The 19,510-nt window shown below is 63.5% G+C and carries 15 protein-coding genes and 6 pseudogenes; 10 read left to right on the plus strand and 11 right to left on the minus strand.

The genetic code is table 11. The features are described 5' to 3' along the window. Positions 1-534: 534 nt before the first annotated feature. The 3 genes and pseudogenes from DEQ67_RS19455 to DEQ67_RS19465 form a co-directional block, all read right to left on the minus strand. A pseudogene (locus DEQ67_RS19455) lies at positions 535-639 on the minus strand (IS5/IS1182 family transposase); the annotation flags it as partial. Then, complete coding sequence (locus tag DEQ67_RS19460) at positions 627-1,994, minus strand: DUF6498-containing protein (RefSeq protein WP_115861552.1); 1,368 nt, start codon at positions 1,992-1,994, stop codon at positions 627-629. The pseudogene DEQ67_RS19455 and the gene DEQ67_RS19460, both read right to left, overlap by 13 nt. Positions 1,995-2,115: 121 nt before the next feature. Next, a complete protein-coding gene (locus DEQ67_RS19465) occupies positions 2,116-3,585 on the minus strand; it encodes a M23 family metallopeptidase (RefSeq protein ID WP_115891562.1) in 1,470 nt (489 codons plus the stop codon). 126 nt (positions 3,586-3,711) lie between these two features. On the opposite strand from DEQ67_RS19465, the gene DEQ67_RS19470 reads away from it, so the two are divergent. Continuing rightward, positions 3,712-4,614, plus strand: coding sequence for a DUF7351 domain-containing protein (locus tag DEQ67_RS19470; protein ID WP_004061571.1), 903 nt, complete (start codon positions 3,712-3,714; stop codon positions 4,612-4,614). 19 nt (positions 4,615-4,633) lie between these two features. Here the strand turns inward: DEQ67_RS19470 and DEQ67_RS19475 are convergent, their stop codons facing one another. The 3 genes from DEQ67_RS19475 to DEQ67_RS19485 form a co-directional block, all read right to left on the minus strand. Further along, complete coding sequence (locus DEQ67_RS19475) at positions 4,634-5,281, minus strand: hypothetical protein (RefSeq protein WP_206043011.1); 648 nt, start codon at positions 5,279-5,281, stop codon at positions 4,634-4,636. A gap of 272 nt (positions 5,282-5,553) precedes the next feature. Then, positions 5,554-6,006 carry an ArsR/SmtB family transcription factor gene (locus DEQ67_RS19480; RefSeq protein WP_004061567.1) on the minus strand — a complete coding sequence of 151 codons (453 nt, stop codon included), beginning with the start codon at positions 6,004-6,006 and terminating at the stop codon, positions 5,554-5,556. Positions 6,007-6,098: 92 nt separating this feature from the next. Further along, on the minus strand, positions 6,099-6,908 hold the full coding sequence (locus tag DEQ67_RS19485; RefSeq protein ID WP_115891561.1) for a hypothetical protein: 810 nt from the start codon (positions 6,906-6,908) through the stop codon (positions 6,099-6,101). Positions 6,909-7,421: 513 nt separating this feature from the next. Between DEQ67_RS19485 and DEQ67_RS19490 the strand changes: the two genes are divergently transcribed. Beyond that, entirely contained in the window at positions 7,422-7,868 is a 447-nt protein-coding gene (locus DEQ67_RS19490; RefSeq protein WP_223174126.1) for a hypothetical protein, read from the plus strand. A 42-nt stretch (positions 7,869-7,910) separates the two neighbouring features. On the opposite strand, the pseudogene DEQ67_RS19495 reads toward DEQ67_RS19490, so the two are convergent. Further along, a pseudogene (locus DEQ67_RS19495) lies at positions 7,911-8,024 on the minus strand (transcriptional regulator TrmB); the annotation flags it as partial. 403 nt (positions 8,025-8,427) lie between these two features. On the opposite strand from DEQ67_RS19495, the gene DEQ67_RS19500 reads away from it, so the two are divergent. The 6 genes from DEQ67_RS19500 to DEQ67_RS19525 are packed head-to-tail and all read left to right on the plus strand — an operon-like array spanning position 8,428 to position 15,367. Further along, the gene (locus DEQ67_RS19500; protein ID WP_233506094.1) at positions 8,428-10,074 is read left to right on the plus strand and encodes an ABC transporter substrate-binding protein; all 1,647 of its coding nucleotides are present in this window, start codon (positions 8,428-8,430) and stop codon (positions 10,072-10,074) included. Positions 10,075-10,078: 4 nt separating this feature from the next. After that, on the plus strand, positions 10,079-11,077 hold the full coding sequence (locus DEQ67_RS19505) for an ABC transporter permease (RefSeq protein ID WP_004061560.1): 999 nt from the start codon (positions 10,079-10,081) through the stop codon (positions 11,075-11,077). Then, complete coding sequence (locus DEQ67_RS19510) at positions 11,074-13,710, plus strand: ATP-binding cassette domain-containing protein (RefSeq protein WP_115891560.1); 2,637 nt, start codon at positions 11,074-11,076, stop codon at positions 13,708-13,710. The genes DEQ67_RS19505 and DEQ67_RS19510 overlap by 4 nt, the downstream gene beginning before the upstream one ends. A gap of 13 nt (positions 13,711-13,723) precedes the next feature. After that, positions 13,724-14,467 carry a phosphate starvation-inducible protein PhoH gene (locus DEQ67_RS19515; RefSeq protein ID WP_115861562.1) on the plus strand — a complete coding sequence of 248 codons (744 nt, stop codon included), beginning with the start codon at positions 13,724-13,726 and terminating at the stop codon, positions 14,465-14,467. Beyond that, positions 14,464-15,066 (plus strand): hypothetical protein, encoded by a 603-nt coding sequence (locus DEQ67_RS19520; RefSeq protein ID WP_115861564.1) that lies wholly within the window; start codon positions 14,464-14,466, stop codon positions 15,064-15,066. Before DEQ67_RS19515 ends, DEQ67_RS19520 begins: the two co-directional genes overlap by 4 nt. After that, a complete protein-coding gene (locus DEQ67_RS19525; protein ID WP_115803520.1) occupies positions 15,056-15,367 on the plus strand; it encodes a hypothetical protein in 312 nt (103 codons plus the stop codon). The genes DEQ67_RS19520 and DEQ67_RS19525 overlap by 11 nt, the downstream gene beginning before the upstream one ends. A 91-nt stretch (positions 15,368-15,458) precedes the next feature. On the opposite strand, the gene DEQ67_RS19530 is transcribed toward DEQ67_RS19525, so the two are convergent. From DEQ67_RS19530 to DEQ67_RS19540, 3 genes and pseudogenes are all read right to left on the minus strand, one after another. After that, positions 15,459-16,571 carry a DUF7350 domain-containing protein gene (locus DEQ67_RS19530; RefSeq protein WP_115861566.1) on the minus strand — a complete coding sequence of 371 codons (1,113 nt, stop codon included), beginning with the start codon at positions 16,569-16,571 and terminating at the stop codon, positions 15,459-15,461. After that, entirely contained in the window at positions 16,564-17,886 is a 1,323-nt protein-coding gene (locus DEQ67_RS19535; protein ID WP_115803518.1) for a DUF7405 family protein, read from the minus strand. The genes DEQ67_RS19530 and DEQ67_RS19535 overlap by 8 nt, the downstream gene beginning before the upstream one ends. A gap of 194 nt (positions 17,887-18,080) precedes the next feature. Continuing rightward, positions 18,081-18,410, minus strand: a pseudogene (locus DEQ67_RS19540) (IS6 family transposase); the annotation flags it as partial. Here DEQ67_RS19540 and DEQ67_RS19545 point away from each other — a divergent pair. Beyond that, positions 18,403-18,684: pseudogene (locus DEQ67_RS19545) on the plus strand (transposase); the annotation flags it as partial. The pseudogenes DEQ67_RS19540 and DEQ67_RS19545 sit on opposite strands and share 8 nt — an antisense overlap. Positions 18,685-18,998: 314 nt before the next feature. Here the strand turns inward: DEQ67_RS19545 and DEQ67_RS19550 are convergent. Beyond that, a pseudogene (locus tag DEQ67_RS19550) lies at positions 18,999-19,302 on the minus strand (transposase); the annotation flags it as partial. Positions 19,303-19,320: 18 nt separating this feature from the next. On the opposite strand from DEQ67_RS19550, the pseudogene DEQ67_RS19555 reads away from it, so the two are divergent. Then, positions 19,321-19,485 (plus strand): annotated as a pseudogene (locus DEQ67_RS19555) (SDR family oxidoreductase); the annotation flags it as partial. Positions 19,486-19,510 lie beyond the last annotated feature (25 nt).

Consider the following 19,510-nt stretch of genomic DNA (forward strand, 5'->3'; position numbering starts at 1 on the left):
ATGTCCTTGAATCCCTTGGTTAGTATAAACGATACTGCCTGCTTCCGTTGGGTCAGCTATCCAAAGGCCAAAATCGAACGGGGGAGTTCCCAGTAAATCGTTCCAAGTGCGACCCCAAATACGTCGATATCTGTAAAATTCGGCAGCTATATATCCGAACAAAATGCCTTTTAGCCTTCTTGAACTGCACCTGAATAGATGGTTACAATGCTCTCTAAAACACGTCCCGGACGAGTAGTAGACATTATTCTCGCCGCTGTCGTTCTCCTAGCTATTCTAGACCACGTTAGCGTGGTTGCGATTACTTCGACAAGCGTCTACATATTTTTCCTTATCACCCCTCTTGGGTTTCTCTGTTTGTACGTCGATCACGGGTAACAAGGAACGGCTCCAGTCGGCCGACCGGCTCCACCGCCATCACAAGGCAGCAGACGACCGGTACGGTGAGGAGCGTCCTGCGGACCTCCAGCCCGACGAGATGAAAGACCGACCTCCTCTCGGAGCAAGGTCGCCCGATGCTCGTGCGATGCTGAGTTACGGTTCCAGCGATTCACGTAGCGATTCACTGTTGATGAGGGCGCACATCAAAACGACCTTATGGAACTGTCGAGACCAGCCGAGCGCTCTCACGGCGTCGCCGGGAGCGCCCACCGCCACGCCGATCTGAGAGCGACGACGCCCAACGGGCCGCCGAATCCGGCGGCGACCGCCGCGATGGAGGGAGCGTAGTAGCCGACGCCAGCGACGACGGCGATGCCACAGGCTCCGACTGTGGCCGCTATCCCGGCCACGCGTCGGTCGAGTGGGCCGAATGCCGTCGTCTCCACCGGAAGTTCGAACGCCTCGACGGCTCGGCCATACTCCTGGAGGTGCGCGACACTGAGTTCGTACTCCCCCGCGGACGGTATGAGCGAGAACGTTCGGGTGTCGCAGGCGCGGTCGACGAGCTCTCCCTCGCACAGCTCGGCGTCCCGGAGGTCATCGACGGGGATAGCCCATTGGACCGCCCCGGTGAAGTCGTCGTACGCGACTACCGCATCGTCGCGGCGCTGGTACGCCAGTGTACCGTGAGTGACGGCATACTCGACGGCCTTTAGCCCGCCGAGGCCGGCCGGCAGGAGGCCGAAACAGACCACCGTGGCGGTGACCGCCCCTGTCGATCCGCCGGTGAGCCCAACCCACGCGAGGAGGTACGCCGGGCCGCCGCCGACGGCGGATGTCGCGCCCCGCCAGAGCGCGGCACCGCGGACGGCGCGCCGGTTCGGATGGACCTCAGCCGTCGGCGACGCGTCCGGAGCCGCCACGGGCGGGAGCGTCCCCGCCTCCTCGTCGGGGTCGGACGACTGCCCGCCGCGGTAGTCCCGCCACTCCGCGAGTAGCTTCACCGTGACGAACGCGGCCAGCGCGCCGGTCGGACCACCGGCGGCCGCGAACCAGAGCACCACCACGGCCACACCGGCCTCGTTCTTCGCGCTTCCGATCACATCCCGGGGAGTGCTCGTCTCGTGGCGCCGCTTCCGGAAGTACTCGCGGTTGATGACACCGACGTGCGAGACGATCAGGGAGACGGCGCTCGTCGCCACAACCGGATCGGCGAGCGTCGCCGGCACGTCGATGACCCGGCTCAGTACGAAGAGGAACATCCCGACGAGCGCCACGGCAGCCCCGAACGCTCGCAAGACGAACGGGACGTTCCGGGGGTAGACCGGCGGGAGCGAGTCGACGACCGTGACGTTCCCACGCCGGCGGTTGAGGTCGCTCGGTCCGGCGGAGACCCCGCCCCACTCGTCGGGCTTGAGCGGGTTCCCCTCCTGTGGGCGCTCCAGTTCGTCGTAGTTCGGCGGGCGGCGCGCGAACAACGCCTTCAACCCGGCGAACGGGACGGCGACGACCAGTTCCATCGCGTAGACGACCGCGAACGTCTGTGCGCTCCACCCGAGGTGGAACACGCCGACCAGCGGGACGATGTTCGCCGCGACCGTCACCAGAAACACGGCAGACGAATCGTTTGCTGCTGGCCCCGCCGAGTTATTATTCATCGATATAGGCCACCTTCCCCGTGTATCCGCTGCTGTAAAGCCTCTGTGACGATGCAGTCGTCCACGTGGCGACGAATCAATCGCCTCCACCTCCTCGCCGCCCGTATTCCCACACCGCGATGTACAACAGGAACCCAGCCGCGAACACCCCCGTTCCGACCCCGGACGAGTCACGTGTCGGGAGTCTCTCTTGGGCGGCAAAGACACCGACCAACGCCGACGCCACGCCGACACCACAAACTGTTCCGAGGACCCCGAGACGAACTCGGGTACCGTCCACGAGGGTTCGCCCGGCCTGATACACGAGTCCAAGGCCGGCCAGTCCTGCGAGCGCGAGTGCAGTCGTCTGTAACGATGGCACGACAACCCCCGCGAGTACGGTGACGAAGCCGCCGATGGAGACACCCGTAGCGACCCGTCCAAGCGTCCGGACGCGGCTAAGCCCCGAGGAAGCCGTCTCGAACGGACTAGCTGTGTCCTCGGACTGCTGGGGCTCACCGTCAGTCGTGTGTGATACCCGCTGGCCGACGTGAATGTAGCGGCCAGAACCATCCGGTTCCGTCCAGCTCGTCTCTTCGACAACGTCTCCCCCCGGCGTGTTCACGTCAACGTCGTCAAACCGGACCGGTAGTCCCGCCGAAATCTCGAACGTCGGGTGATCCTGAAGTTGGAAGTGGAGGTGTGGCTCTGCGGAGTTTCCCGAATGCCCACACCGGCCGATTTGCTCGCCGCGCCTCACGCGATTTCCGGGTTCAACCTCGATGCTCCCCGGGACGAGATGAGCGAGAGTGCTATACTCGTCTTCCGCGTGCCGGATCGTGACGGCGTTCCCCGTCAGACTCCGTTTGAACGGATGCGAGAATCCACCGGCTCGGCCGAGTTCCGGGCCATCGTCGTGTACGTCGATGACGACGCCGTCGGCGGGTGCGAGGACGGGCTGGTCGTAGCAGTAGTAGTTCTCGATTCTCGTGTCTGTGCTTACTGGACGGCTGCGCCCTTCTCCGTCCGTAATCACGAGGTCATAGGCGTAGCGCTGGGTCGCCGGAAACCACGAGTGGGAGTACTCTTTGATCGGACTTCCGTTTACGACTGTCCACGTCCCCTCTACGGGCAGTCGATAGCTCGCGGTCTGGTCGTACGTTTCTGGATTGGGAAGCGAACCACGGTGTCTCCCGATAGCGACGAGGCTTCCCAGCAGTTGCATCGCGTCCTGGCGAAACACGAGTGGATTAAAAAACGATAGTGGGATACCGAGCAGAACGGCGATCTGGCCTCGCCAGCCGGTGTCCATTTCGAGCCAGTCTCGGGGACCCTCGTCGTCAGCGCCGAATCCGAGCGATTGCTTAGTGCCGCTGCGTAGCATCGACACGAACGGCCAGAGTGCGAAAAACCAGAACAGGTGGAACAACTTGAGTATCTCAAGCTGGGGGACCAGGTTTCCAAGGACCCCGATTAACCCGAGCAGCGTCAGGGAGAACGGGCTGATAGACTGGATTCGCTCGCGGAGACGCGAACCCAGAGACGGTGACGTAGCTTGATTCGACATACGTAGGTACTGCGTGAGAGATGGGTATTCAGGTGCGTAAGCATTCTGTGAGCTCAACTTCACAAGAACAGCTCACACGCATCGCGGAGGGGAGCACTCAATGACCCCACCGTTCAACGAGTCTGTATGACGAACAGTGAACGCGGGGGAGCGGCGTCGGAGGAGGCGTTCGCGTTGCTCGGCCACGAAATCAGACTCGACATTCTGCGCGCGTTTTTCGAGCGGTACTCGCCAGTCGATCCGGATTCACGTTCGGACGTACGGGAGCAGCGCACGCTCTCGTACGCCGAACTGATGGCAGCAACAGAGATGGAAGACAGCGGGAAGTTCAACTACCACCTCGAAAAGCTCCGCGACGTCTACATCGAAGAGGTGGCGGAGGGATACGTTCCGACGGCGAGCGCGATCGCGCTCTACGAGGCAGTCATTGCGAACCGACCAACAGAGTCGATACCGGCCGACTTCGATATTGAGGAGTCCTGTCCGAACTGTGAATCCGGGCTTCGAGGAAAGTACGAGCAGGAATTTCTCACCGTCGAATGTCCCGCGTGTGACCTGTTCTGGGGAGCGACGTACCGGTTTCCGAAAAACGGGCTCGCTGTCCGCGAGGGAGAGGGGGTTTACAAAGCCCTCTACGACCGGATGATGCACCACGTCGGACTGGCTCGCACGGGCCAATGCCCGTCGTGTGCTGGCATCACCAGCGTCACTGTGCCGCGGGAGCGACTCGATGAGGACTCGACACCGACTGCGGAGTTCACCTGTGAGACGTGCTCGTGGTTCATTACTGTCGATATCGTCAGTGCACTCCAGTTCGAACCGCAGGTGACGAAGGCGTTGACCGAGCTTGGTGTTCCGCTCAGTAAGTCGAGTAGCATGCGAGCGACGGAGCGGGTGCTCCCTGACGTAACCGGTTGGGTCAGCTCCGGCGACCCGTTCTATGCCACGATCAGCATCACGTATGGCGATGCCGTCGCTGAGATTACTGTCAGCGACGACCTCAACATCTGTTCTGCTGCCGTTGAATAACTGGCTAGATGGCCGTTCGTTAGGTCGGTCGTAGCGTAGATGACGACACGATACCTTGGACGTAGATGTGCGCGTAGGCGCTCGCCCACACGATCGAGAGGAGCTCACTGACACTCGATGAGATGACGCTCAAAACGGGGTTTAACGAGGCTAGACTCGTCCCAATCTCGGGGAGATATGTCGGGAGAAAGAGGCTGACTGCACTTCCGATCACCATCACCCCGATAAGCACGAATCTGCCTCGGTAGTTCGTCGTGATGCGCCAACTCATGCGGAATGATCTAAGCGGGCCGTACTGGCCGATGACACACGCCTCGAGTGCGAACCAGAACTTGTACAGGAGAAACAGAAACGGCACGACAAAGGCGATTCCACCCACCGCTGCGGCGACGGGGAAACTGATCGTCTCTCCCGGTATGACCGGGAGCACACCGACGATAAGGAAGAGTGGTAGTGCTAAGAAGAACGGAACCGTCATCACCAAGAATACGGTGAGAATGACGACTCCGACTAGTGATGGCGTCCGAGCGAGGCTTCGATGTAACCCCTCACGTCTCGTGACGGGCTCGCCGGTCAGTTCACCGGCGACGATCGTTCCTACGTAGGCACGGATCAAGATGATGAACGCAAACGCCGTCAGAGTCTCAACCACGGCGATTGCGGGCATCGGAAGCGCGTCGATACCGTCCGTTTCGAGAAGCCGTCTAGCAAAAATGATCACACCCGCGAAAACGACGATTGACGGATAGGACCGAAACAGGCGAACGGACCAGACTAACGAATCGAGAACGCTTCGACGAGTTGCAGGGGTCTCGATATTGCGGCAATCAAGACACCCACAGCCATCGACATCGTCTCGGGCCTTGATCGTCGGTGCCGCGTCATCCGCGGTTGGGTCGCCGGCAGTAGAAGCTCGGACCGGTGTGTCGGTATGTTTACTCATTCGGCAGTAACGAACCGGGAGATGCATTCGCCGGCGGCAAGCAGGATCGACGGTGGACCAAGCAGTGAGGCGAAGGATTTGAACGCGCGTTTGAGACTCGGCCGATCGTCCTCGGTGCCGAGAAAGAGCAGTGTCGGGTCTTCAGAAACGACGTAGACGCTCATCTCCCGGCCTTTCTCCGAATAGCAGGTGTCCGCAACTTTGATTACGCCGGCCGATTCGAGATGCTCCAAGTGGTAATGGACGTTCTGCACGCTCTGGTCGAGCTGAGTAGCGATCCGTGACGGTGTCGCCGGCGTTTCGTTGAGCAGTCGAAAAATCTCGTAGGCGGTCTCGGAAGACAGTGCTTCGATCACGTCTCGCGTCCCGTCGTCGTCGAGACTCAGGACGGCCGGCGTATCGCTTCGTTCAACGGTCGCGTCAGTTCGTGTCGGGAGGATCCGTGACATAGGGTTTGGTTAGTTTCTGCGGGCGGCGATTGCGGGGGTTTGATCTGTTCGGTGGCTGTTCGAAACTATCGTACGTAATTGTTGGTGGATGGTCATACTGAGTCCGGAGTCTCAGTTGAGGCAGCGATTAATCGCAGATAGTAGGCCGTGTACACCGTGTAGAAGTACGCGAAGCCGACCGCGGAAAGAGCGATTCCGATCGGGAGCAGGACAGCAATCGGAATCCCGAACTCGATCGGTAATGCGTCAGCTGGGCCAGCGTCTGTCATCGTCAACTGGACCAGGTATTCGGGAACAAAGAAGACGTTCAGCAGGACGAGCCACGTCACGGAGAATCCAGTGACGCTTTTCAGGTTCGAGCGAACGAGCCCAACACTTCTCCGGAACGCAGCAGTGACACTCGCGTTTTCGATGACAATTGCCGTGTCGTAAAACTGCACGAACATAATGACACCAAGGATCGACACGAGCCAGACGAGCAGCGAGATGACGCCTGCTGCGAACGCAGCCATCTCGTGAATCGCGGTGAGCGCCATCGAACCGATACCGAGGATGAACCCGATGAGTCCAAATCCGACCGCGGTTCCAAACACGAGTAGCACGAACACCACCGTTGCAAGGAGCAGCCGAAAGTAATGAGTCCGGGCTACCGTGAAAAAGTGAGTGAGGGACGGGTCTGTGCCGTCGATCGCAGCTCGGGCAGTGCCGATGAACCCGCCGATAACGAACGGGAAGACGATCAGCCAGGCGAGCGACACGCTCACCGAGAGATACGGCGACTCGATGAGGTGGTCGACGTATTGCAGCTGGCTGCCTGCCCCGACGAACAGGCCAGCGATGAGCAGGACCGGATTCGCGCGGAGGGCGCTTACTCCATCTTTGAATGCGGAGGCAGTGACCATCGTATCTACGAGTTACCGCTGTGATATCTTAGGTCGAACGTAGTATCAAAATCGTATTTAACCATCTGGCCCCTTCTCACGCCTGTTTCGTGGATACGACGCAGAGCACAGTTTCGATTTGAGCTATCGGGGTGTTGAAGCATCCCGCCCGGCGACAACTGCCGACTCGTGATACTACGTCAGTATCATCTATCGTTCGACCAGTTCCGTGAGAGAGAACCGTTCCGAACCCTATCGATGATCAGTAGACGCGACAAACGAGTGATCGATATACTCGACGGACAGTGTTGACGACACTCGGGACAGCGGGAGTCACGCACCAATTCGCGCCAGTTGAGCGACTCGTATTCATCGAAGAGACGGGTGAAGAATGCCGACGTGAGCACGGGGATGCGTGTATTGGTTGCTCTTTTCCAAGAATAAGCGCTCAGCTAAGCAGAGCCGCTGTTCAAAATCGGTTTTAAGTCTCCTGTATGCTTTTGAGTCATACGGGTGTTGGTCCAGTAGGTACCGATGTTCGACACGCTCGCTCTCGTGTTCGGGTCCGGACTCGTCGCTGCGGTACTGTGGAGCCCGATCCTACTCAGCAGCCGAATTCGTTCATTATTCCACGGACTCCCACCAGTACGCTCCACGGTCGCAAGCTATCTCCTCGTCGCTATTGCGCTGTCGGTCCCATTCGCGATCGGTACTGGCATTGTTTTCACGACAACGAGTACAGAGGGTGCCGCGCTCTCGAATGCACTGCTGGCTATGGCGTTCGTACTCACGATTGCATACATGGGTGTGCTGCCACTGACTTCGGTTATCGGCTTACCGCGGGTTGGCATTGATTGGGACCCAACCAACTACGGACTCGGCACGTGGTTGTTACTCGTCACCGCGGCACTCTGGTACGCTGCGGTCTTCGTCATCCCATTAGCGTTTTTCGCGTTTCTCCTCGCGCTCCCAACCGGATGAGAGACGAGAGAATTTCAATAAAAATAATGGTGATATCGGATTTCGAGGTAGTCGCACACCGTAGTCAGCCGCCAACTGCTGGAACCCGTCCCGCTCCGGGAGTCGGCCGTCATCGACCTCGCCGTGCGTCTCAAGATAGCGCAGCACGCCCTCGAGACCAGTTGTGTTGACGCCGTGAGTGCAGCACAATCAAGCTGGCGAGCGACACAGAAATCATACTTAGTGTTCATCTGACCTCTGCCGTGTGAGCGCACCACGTTGTGTGAGCGACGTGGCAGTTAGCACGTCAGCAATTGCAAGCGCTCTGAGGGAGACATCTAATCTTCGAATATTGGAGACGGTCCTTACTCATCAACTCCCCCGACCCGCCTCCCTCGAATATATTGTATTATTGTCATTATCGTCGGTGAACGGACGCCCATTGCTGTCACCACGCGCTCCGAACTAGACAGCCAATTGCCATTATCCGGTTCAATGGGCTGTTTAATCCTCGAATTCAGATACTTTTGGCTCACCTAAATCGGAAACTCTATATGATTTAGGCCGACCTAAACAAATGATGATAAACAGGAACTTAACGCGGCGTACGACCCTGAAGACTGGAGCCACCGCGCTCGCGGGGCTCACGGGACTCGCCGGCTGTACCGGTGCTGCCGAGGACCTCGGCGGGGACGGCGAGTCGACGACGCTCCGCATTGCGACCGACGCCGACCCGAGCTCGCCGCTGAACATCTACGTGAGTAGCGGCAGCTCGTTCGACTGGCTGAAGGACCTCGTGTACGACCGCCTGCTCGCGCCGTCGCCGTACGTCGAAGACCCGATGCCGGGGCTGGCGACGGAGACGACGCAAGTCGACGAGACGACGTGGACCGCGACCGTTCGCCCGGACGCCACGTGGCACGACGGCGAACCGTTCACCGCCGACGACGTGGTGTTCACCTATCGCTACTTCCGCGACGCCGAGCCGAATCGCTACACGCACCACGTGAGCGACGCCCCCGAAATCGACGCCATCGAAGCGGTCGACGACGAGACGGTCCGGTTCGAGTGCGCGTACCCCGCACCGACGCTGGCGGACATCACGTTCGCGGACCTCCCCATCCTCCCGGCGCACATCTGGGAGAGCGTCGACGACCCCTACACGTACGCCGAGTACCCAGTCGGGACCGGTCCGTACGAACTGGTCGACTACGAGGCGGGCGAGCGGCTCCGATTCGTCGCCAACGACGACTACTTCGGCGGGGCACCGCTCGTCGACGAGCTTTTGGTCCCGATTATCAAGGACCACTCGACCATCTTCACGGCGTTGGAGACCGGCGAAGTCGACACGGCGAACGTCGAGATTCCGCCTGAGGCCATCGACCGGTTCGAGTCCTCGGAGTCGGTCGACGTCGTTCGAACCGATTGGCTCTCGCTCGTCGAAATCCGAATCAACTACGAGCGCGAGCCGTTCGACCAGCACGCGTTCCGCGGCGCGGTCTCGGACGCCATCGACCGGGAAGCGATTACGGAGACCGTCACGCTCGGGATGGCGCGCCCCGGCGTCGAGGGCTATCCGCACCCCGAATCGCCGTGGACGGCACCCGACCTGTCGACGCCGTACGACCCGGAGAGTGCTCGGGCGACGCTCGACGAACTCGGCTTCACCGACGACGACGGCGACGGCGTCCGCGAGACGGAGGCCGGCGACCCGCTGTCGTTCTCGCTGAAAGTCGCGTCGAACCAGCCCACGTGGATTCGCGCCGCCGAGATGGTCGCCGCCGACCTCCTCGAAGTGGGTATCGAGGTCGAGGTCAGGACGCTCGACCCCGGCTCGATTGGGAGCCTGTTCGGCTCCCGCGACTTCGATATGTACGTCAGCGACATCTCGCCGCACGGCGTCGCCGACCCCGACCAGTTCGTCATGTCCCACCGCTCGGGCTACCTCTGGCGGAACGACATCGACTACCCCGAGTGGGACGCCCTCTACGACGAGTGGCGACAGACGACGACCGTCGAGGCCCGAAAGGAGGTGCTCTTCGAGATGCAGCGCCTGTTCAACAGCCAGCCCACGTCGCTCGTGTTGTGGTACCCCGAGCCGCGCTGGGGCTACGACCCCGAGGCGCACGACGCGTGGGCCGAGTCGCCCGGCTTCGGCATCCATCACAAGTGGTCGCTCCTCCCCGAAGACGAACGCGGCACGGCCGTGACCCGGTCGTTCGACTGAGCCCATGACCGCGCACTTCCGGGCGGTCGGACGCGGCGTCGTCGAGTACGGCGCGACGCTTCTCGCGGCGCTGACGGTCAATTTCGCGCTCCCGCACCTCGCGCCGGGCGACCCGCTTCGGTACGTCGTCGGGCAGGCGGTCGCCGACCTGTCGGCCGCCCAGCGACGGGAACTGCTGGCGACGTACGGCCTCGACCAGCCGCTTCATATCCAGTACGTGGACTACCTGCTCGGAATCGTGCGCGGCGACCTCGGCTCGTCGGTGATGTTCGGGCGGCCGGTCGCCGCCGTCATCCTCGAACACCTCCCCTCGACGCTCGTGCTCGTCGGTCTCACGCTCGTCGTGTCGACGCTGGTGGGGACGCTCCTCGGCGCGTGGAGCGCGTGGAACGAGGGGTCCGAGACGGACGCGGCGCTCCTGACCGCCCTCGTCGCCGCCAACTCGACGCCCGCGTTCTGGGTCGGTATGCTGTTCGTCTCGGTGTTCGCGTTCCGGCTCGGCTGGTTCCCCTCCTACGGCATCGCCTCGGTCGCGGGGACGACGGGGGTCTTCGACACGCTCGTCGACCGCGCGATGCATCTCGCGCTCCCGCTGGCCACGCTCACGCTCGCCCGGACCGGCGGCATCTACCTCGTCGCCCGCGGCTCCGTCCTCACGACGACGGACGCCGACTTCGTCCGGTTCGAGCGGGCGAAGGGACTCTCCGAGCGAGCGATTCTGTTCAGACACGCGCTCCCGAACGCCCTGCTGCCCATCTACACGCGCTTTACCCTTCAGTTGGGAACGCTCGTCGGCGGCGCGGTCGTCGTCGAGACCGTGTTCTCGTATCCCGGACTCGGGATGCTCGTCTACGACGCGGCGCTCGCCCGCGATTACCCGCTCTTGCAGGGCGCGTTCCTCGTCCTCACCGTGACGGTCATCGCCGCCAACGTCCTCGCCGACCTCACGTACCCGCTCGTCGACCCGCGAACGGGCGCGGCTGATGGGGGGGCCGGCGAGTGAGCGCGGCCACCTCCCGACTCGGCGGCCTCGTCGCCGCGGCGAGCACCCTCTCGCGGCGCGACTGGCTCGTCTTCGTCGGCGCGGCCGGCGTGCTGTCTATCGGTGTTATCGCCGTGTTCGCACCGATGCTCGCGCCGTACCCCGCGGACGTCGCCGTCGGCGACCCATTCGAAGCGCCGAGTTCGGCCCACCCGTTGGGGACGGACGACGCCGGACACGACCTCCTCTCGCTCCTCCTCGTCGGGGCGCGCGTGTCGCTTTTGGTCGGCCTGCTCGCCGGGTCGCTCGCGGTGCTCGCCGGGCTTTTGGTCGGCGTCACGGCGGGCGTCGTCGGCGGGCGGACCGAGACGGTGTTGATGCGCGTCGTCGACGTGGTGTTGACCCTCCCGTTTTTGCCGCTCGTTATCGTCGCCGCCGCGGTGCTCGGCCCGAGTCTGGCGACGACCGTGGGCGTCCTCGTCGCGGTGATGTGGGCGCGTCCCGCCCGAGAGCTTCGCTCGCAGGTGCTCTCGATTCGAGCGCGGACCTTCGTGCGGGCGTCGCGGTCGATGGGCGCCTCGCCGACCTACGTCGCCCGACACTACGTCGTCCCCGCGCTGTTGCCCATCGCGGTCGCCCAGTTCGCAAAGGCCGCGAGTTCGGCCATACTCCTCGAAGCGTCGCTGAGCTTCCTCGGCCTCGGCGACCCGACCGCCCCCTCGTGGGGGACGATACTGTTCTACGCCCAACAGCGGAGCGCCTTCCTCACCGACGCGTGGTCGTGGTGGGTGCTCCCGCCGGGCGTCGCCATCGGCGGAAGCGTGCTCTCGTTTACCTTTCTCGCGCTCGGTATCGAGCGGCGCACCGCGGGCGACCGGCGCGCCGCGACCGCCGTCGACGACGGCCCGGAACTCACCGTAATGCCGCCGGCCCCCGATTCGGCTCCGGTCCTCGACGTGACCGACCTCACCGTCGTCTACGGCGACGACGATACCGCCCCGACCGCGGTCGACGACGTGAACCTCTCGGTGGGACGCGGGGAGACCCTCGGCGTCGTCGGCGAGTCGGGGAGCGGAAAGAGCAGTCTCGCGCTCGCGCTCCTCGCGCTTCTCGACCCGCCCGGACGTGTCGCCTCGGGGTCCGTGACGCTCCGGACCGACCGCATCGACGACGCGGGGGCCGCCCGGTCCCCGACGACGGCCGACTTCCGTGGAGACGCCGTCGCGTTCGTCCCGCAGGAGGCGATGAACGCGCTCGACCCGAGGCGGACGCTCCGCGAACAGGTCGTCGAGGCGGTGGTCGCCCACCGCGACTGCTCCCGCGACGACGCCCGCGAACGCGCCGAAGACGTGTTGACGGACGTGGGGTTAGACGCCGAGAGTCACGGGCGATACCCCCACGAACTGAGCGGCGGGATGCGTCAGCGGGGCGTCATCGCCGCCGCCCTCGCGAACGACCCGGACGTGCTCGTCGCCGACGAGCCGACGACCGGCCTCGACACGGTGACGACGATTCGACTGCTCGACCTGCTCGAATCGCTTCAGGCCCGACTCGGCTTCTCGCTGGTCATGGTCACCCACGACCTCTCGTCGGTCGCTCGCGTCGCCGACCGAATCGCCGTCGTTCGAGACGGCCACGTCGTAGAGGTCGGTGAGACCGACAGACTCCACGAGTCGCCCGACCACCCGTACACGAACGAACTGCTCGGCGCGCGACCGACGCTCCCGTCCGATATCGGCGCATCGCGGGGTGCCTCCGGGGATTCCACTGCACCCACGGACTCGGGGTCCGCAGACACGGGCGACGCCCACCTCGAATACGACGGCGTTGCGAAGTCGTACGACGGCGACGCGGTGCTTCGGGGGGTACATCTCCGCGTCAGCCGCGGCGAATCGGTCGCGCTGGTCGGTGAGAGCGGTGCGGGAAAGAGCACGCTCGGCCGCATGGCCGCCGGACTCGTCACCCCCGACGAGGGGACCGTCGCCGTCGAGGGTCGGTCGGTCCCGTCGTGGGCCGCGACCGACCGCACGTCGCTCGGGCGGACGGTCCACTATCTGTTTCAGGACCCTTACGCCTCGCTGTCGCCGAACCGAACGGTCGGGCGCGTCGTTCGTGAGCCGCTCGACATCCACGACATCGGCGAGCCGGGCGACCGCGACGCCCGCGTGCTCGACGCGCTTTCCGACGTGGGCCTCGCGCCGGCCGAAGACTACGCGGGGCGGCGACCCACCGCGCTCTCCGGGGGCGAGCGGCAGCGCGTCGCCATCGCTCGCGCCGTCGTTCTCGAACCGGCGGTCCTCGTCGCGGACGAGCCAACCTCGATGCTGGACGCACCGCTCCGCCGCGACCTCTTGGAACTCCTGTACGACCTCGTCGCGGCCCGAGACATCACGCTGCTTCACGTGACACACGACATCGCCGCCGCCAGCGAGTTCGCGGATAGGCTCGCCGTCCTCGCTGACGGTCGCATCGTCGAAAGCGGTCCCCCGACGACGCTTCTTTCGACGCCGTCCCACGAGGAGACGCGAACGCTCGTCGACGCGACGAGGGCGCTCCACGCCGGTAAGTCACCGACAGCGGCAGAAGCGAACGCGGCCGACGCCAGCGCTGAGAACGCGCCCGCCGAGGGCGACGAACCGCACGCAGAACGATGACAACCGACTACCGATGACGACACACGACTCAACGCGACCGCGACCAGCGACGAACGGCGGCCAGACCGAGGCGACCGAGACGGCACCGCCGACCGGGGACGGGGCGTCACCCGTCGGGTTTCTCGACCCCGACGACTGCTTTACGCGCCCGTTCTGTCAGACCCCGTTCGTCCGCGAGCACCTCGTCCGAATCGACCAGTACGACCTGCTGGAGACCGAGCTATCCCGCTTTGCGGGCGTGGTGATTTCCAGCCACGCCGACCAGGACTACCTCTACCGTCACCGCGACGTGATTCGGGAGTTCCTCGACGTGGGCGGCGTCGTCGTCTTCAGCGGCCACCTCGCAACTCGGTGGCTTCCCGGCGCGGAACCGTTCGTTCCCCGAGACATCGAAGACCACACGGACTACGTCGTGAGCGAAGTCACCTCACATCCGGTGTTCGACGGCGTCTCGATGGACGATTTGACCTACCAGCGCGGCGTCGCCGGCTTCTTCGCTCGCGGGCATAACCCGCCGCCGGCACACGCGACGGCGATTCTCGAACTCCCCGGTGGTGAGCCGGTCGTCTACGTCGACGACGAGACGACCGACGGGACGATTTTCGCCCACAGCGGAAACGACCTCATCGGGTTCGGTCGCCGGGAGACGAGCGCCGCCCGGGTGCCGCGGCAGCTCGTCTCGTGGATTCGAACCGAGTCGGATGTCGCCGTTGGCGGCAGTCCGGAACCGCTCCGAAACGGGGAGGACCGCCGATGACGCGCCTCGCCGCGCTTTACAGCGGGACCGCTCCACAGCGCCGGACGCTCTTGGACTCGGAGTACGCTCGGTACGTCGACGAAGTGGTTCACGTGCGCGACCTGTCGATGGTTGACCTCTCGGTGTTCGACCGACTCCTCGTCCCGTCGCGACTCCACCTCGGCGCGCTCCACGAGGGGCGCGACGCCATCTTCGACTTTCTCGATGGCGGCGGTGACGCGGCGGTGTTCGGCGGCCAGCCCGACCCGTGGCTCCCCGAACTGTCGTGGACCCATCGCCCGACGAACTTCTGGTGGTGGCTCGATTCCGACGGCGACAGCGGCCTTCGGTTCCCGCGCGACGACCACCCGTTCTTCGAGGCGGTCCCGCCCCGCGACTGCACGTGGCACTTCCACGGGGCGTTCGATGCGCCCGCGGACGCGGACGTGCTCGTGACCGACGTCGACGGCGACGCGGTCCTCTACCTCGACCGGGAGACGTGGACCGGCGACCTCGTCGCGACGACGCTCGACCCGACGTACCACTACGGGTCGTACTTCATGCCCGCGACCGACCGCTTCCTCGCGGGATTCCTCCCGTGGTTCCGCGATGAGTTCTAGAACCGACGCGACGGCCGCGCTCGTCGCCGTCGCCCTCGTCGTCTGTCTGCTCGGCGGCGGGGCGAGCGTCGGAAGCGCCCACCTCGACCACGACGATTCGACGCCGAGCGAACCGCTCGAACCCGACGAAGTTCCCCCGTGGTTCACCCCCGCCGTGGGCGGGCTGGGTCTCGCCGTCGGCGGCGCCGCGGTCGGTGCGGTCGTCTCCGGTCGGGCCTCGAAGCGGGTTGGCTGGGGCGGCGTGGTCGTCGCCGCCGCCCTCCTGTCGGTCGCCGGTGCGGCGGACCCCGCGTGGTTCTGACTCTGACATCGATCTTTTCGGCCCGTCGCGGTGAGCGGGCGCATCCGACGACGCCGCCCAGCTACCCCCGCCCGCCGCCCGGCGTTCGCGTTTACTCGGTGAGCGTCATCGTCATCGGCTCCATGTCGAGGAACGCCGTCTCGTACCCCTCGTGGCGAGCCGCCTGCGGCGGCGAGTCGACCGTGATGGTGAACTCGTCGCCCGCACTGAGTTCGGGAACGACGGCTCCGTAGTGATAGGCGAGGTCCGGGTCGAGCGTCGACTGGAGGTAGCCGTCGAAGACCGTCTCGCCGTCGCGTCGCAGTGTTCCCGACAGCGCCATCTGGGGGAGCATATACCGATTGTGTGGCGTCCGCGGGGAGACGGCGACGTACGTCTCGTCCGTCGTGCCGCCGAACGGCGTCGCGTCCGCGAGCGTCGTCACGACGAAGACGGCGTCACCGCTCGTCGCCGTTCCCCGGACCGTTCCCGGGAGGTCGCGTTCCGCCGGGACCTGCGTGCTCGGAAGCATCTCCATGGCCATCGGTTCGACGGCACCCGCTGTCCCCTCCTCGTCGGCGGGGATGTCCGACACCATAATCTCGTCGAGCGCCGACGCCGCAAACTCGAACTCGAAGGAAAACGAGACGTCACCGCCGCTGTCGGCGAGCGCCCCGGTCCGCCGAATCGACGGCGACCCGACACGCACGTCGATGTCGAAGACGCCCTCGCCGCCGAGCGCGACGTTGTCACCGAAGTGAAAGCCCATCGGCTGTGAGAGCATGGGCCACGGCGAGAGTTCCGCGACGGTCTCGCCGTCCCGTGTGAACGTCAGTTGCGGGTTGCGGTCCGGCGGAACGAGACCCGTCTCTGTGTGCCAGACGATGGGCATTACGTGCACGGTGTCCTCGGGCTTGACGGCGACGGTCGTCAGCCCATCGGGCTTGACTAACCAGAAGCGGTGTGGGTACGTGTACGCGAGTGCGCAGGTGTAGTCGCCGGCCGATTGCGTGCCGACCACGTCCATGCCTTCGAAGTGCGTCGGCAGATAGACCGCGTCCGGTCGGTCTTCGACGAGCGGCGGTTCGGCCGATGACGCCGTAGAGCCGCCGTTCGACTCGGTCCCCTCAGCGCCGGACCCCCCGGAACTGACACCGCCGAGACAGCCCGCGAGACCGCCGACAGAGAGTCCCCCGACCGTCCGGAAGAGGGTGCGTCTACGCACGAGGCTCCTCCCTCGCGGAGTCGTCCTCGCCCGTCGACCCGTCCGCGGGAGCCGCCGGCGGCAGCGCCCGTAGACGGCGCGGGGGTACGAGGAAGTTCCCCCGCCGTACGGTGCGAACGTACTGCAGAATGCCGTTGTTATTGCGCTGGCCGACGGACGACTTCTCGGCGAGGTCCGTCCCGTTCATTGCCTCTCGCGTCGTCACGAAGTCGGTGATTCCCCGCTGTACTGAGAGGAAGTGAAGCCCCGCGTGACCACCGTCGGTCGAGTCGAAGTCGCGTCTGAGGAGGAGGGGGCTGTCGTCCTCTCGCGCCCGGGCGACTTTCTGTGTGTGTCCGACGACGCCCGTCTCGCGGGCGGTGTCCGTCGCGTCGCCGCAGTCGCCGACGGCGCTGTCGGTTCCGAGGTTGTCGCCGACGCCTTCGATACGGTCGTTTTGGGCGTGGTACGGGCAGAACATCTTCGCTTCGCGCTGCCAGCGGTCGTCCTGCGTGTACCACTGGTCGAGATTGAGTCTCAGTCGTGAGATGTGTTGCGTCGTTCCGCCGGCGAACGGACCCGACCGGATGGTCACGCGGTCCTCGCTCGCTTGGTTCTTTTCGAACCCCGATTTGAACCCCATGAACAGCGGCGCGTCCTCGGGGACGCTGTCGGACGGCACGCCGTCGACGTCGGCGTTTTGCGCTGGCAGTCCCGTCCCGACGAACCCGGTTCGGCGGTCGACTACCTCGAACGCGTCGGTCAGGTTCGCCATCGGCTGGTCGACGCCGTTGAGCGTCGAACGCCCGTCGGTCAGCGCCGACTCGGCTCCGAGAACCACGTTCGCACGATTGCTAGCGAGATGGAGCACGGCGTCCGGTTCGTCGAATGCAGGGTCTTCGAAGGGGGATAGCGCCTCCGGTCGCGGAACGTCGACCGTGGCGGGAAGCGGGTCGTCGAACCGGTCGAAGTACGCCGGCGAGTAACCGACGGTCAGTAAGAGCCCGTCACCGCTTCGTTCGTAAGCGCGCTCGACCCCGCGAAGCGCTGTTTCGACGGCTTCTCTGTCCGCGTCAGTCGGACGGCCACTCGTCTGAAGATCTAAATAGAGGAGGAGATGGTGTCTCGGGGCGACAACGTTCCCATAGTCATCGCGTGGGAGAACACGGTTCCACGCGTGTTGCCGCGCCGGATGCGACGACAGGTCGTCGGGACCGCGCGGAACGTCAGTATCTTCTCGACTGAGACACGCGCTGAACGCCGCCGCGCCGCCCGCGGCCACGGCGGCTTTCAGGAACGCCCGCCGGTCGAGTTCGTCGCTCTCTGAATCGTCCATCGGCGGTACGCTATCCGCTGGACAGTCGTGACGGCTGTTCTCTTCATCTCTGTCCTCGTTTCGGACGTGTTCATTCCGGTGTGGTCGGTGGCAAGTGTCCCGCTCTGACATCACTTTTTGGTCGACCTAAAAGTGTATAAAACTGCTGAAACTGTGGGGTAACGAGAGCGATTCGATGGCTTCAACGGCACTGTCTAGTTAGTGACTTCCTCGACTGGCGTTCGTCCATTGAGCGCTTGATACGGTCTTTGATGGTTGTAGTATTGCGTAAATTGTATGAACCACTCGCGGACGCTTCCGTGACTGCCTACCCACGAATTATGGAAGCGGTCGACTCGCATTTTGAGGGTGTGAAACCACTTTTCGATGAGGTTTCGCTCGACGTAGTCAAGCCGACCGCTCAATCCTAATCGAGAGAGGGCAGTCTGGTAGCCGTAGCCATCAACGAGAAACACAGCCTCTGAGAGATCGTGTTTCTCCGAGAGTCGATGGAGAAACGCAGCAGCCGGGTCGGCGGTTCTCCTCGGCGACAAGGGATACGATGACCAGAAGATTCGCGCATTAGCCCGTGAAACTGGTGTTCGTCCGCTCATCAAGCACCGCGAGTTCTCGTCCCTTCACAAAGCGTGGAACGCTCGGCTGGACGCCGACCTCTACGGCCAACGGAGTCAGAACGAGACAGTGAACTCTCGTCTCAAACGGAGATATGGCCCATTCGTCCGCTCACGACACTGGTGGAAGCAGTTCCGTGAACTCGTTGTCGGCTGTCTCACTCACAACATCGACAAGTCACTCTGAACAGCGGATATCAATGAATGGGACGCCAAATGAGTCGAACTCCTCTGATTCTCGTCAGAAGAGTCATGACTGATACAGAGGATGGAGTTCAGCAAGCCATCGATGTTCATTTCTCTCAACCATGGAAGTTGAGACTACAGGGTATAGCACCGCCAGTATGCGCGATATCAGCCGACCAACGGACTCGACACGGTTCAGACTCGGGTCTGGACACCGGCTCCAGTTAGGAGTCCAACTCGAACTGCGTATGTAAAGAAATCAGAACGGCGCTGCCGCTCACCGCCACTCAGTCTCTGTCGTCTTGGACCCTGTGACTACCCGATTCCAGTCTCTTTCTTTAACAGTGTGAGCGTATTGTCCGCAGTTACCATCGGCGAGTGCTCGTACTCACCCGTCAACTCGACCTGTACAAGTAGATCAACAGCCCGCCAAATCGAGTATAGAGACACGCGAACGCGAATAGAAGAATCGCAGTACGAAGTTCTTCGAGGTTGTCGCGGCCATGAACCGCTTAATGCTCCGGTAGCCGCTCTCGATTTCCCAGCGATAGCCGTACTCACTCAGGAGTCCCACATTACCGTTGCACATGAACACCGAATACTGCCGGTGATCCGGTTGATTCGAACTATGTTTCTGCCGAGGTGGGCCGAGTTCGATGCGTCGGTTATGCGAGACGTTCCATTGGGCCGTATTGCCGCCCCCGAAGAGATAGCCGGTGTGGTGGCGTTTCTTTGTTCATCCGATGCCACATATATCTCTGGCCATACGATACCCGTCGATGGTGGCCGCGGAGCTGATTGAATCGCCCTTCCATTCGGCTCTGTCA

Origin of the sequence: Haloferax sp. Atlit-48N, assembly GCF_003383015.2 — an archaeon.
GTDB classification, from domain to species: domain Archaea; phylum Halobacteriota; class Halobacteria; order Halobacteriales; family Haloferacaceae; genus Haloferax; species Haloferax volcanii.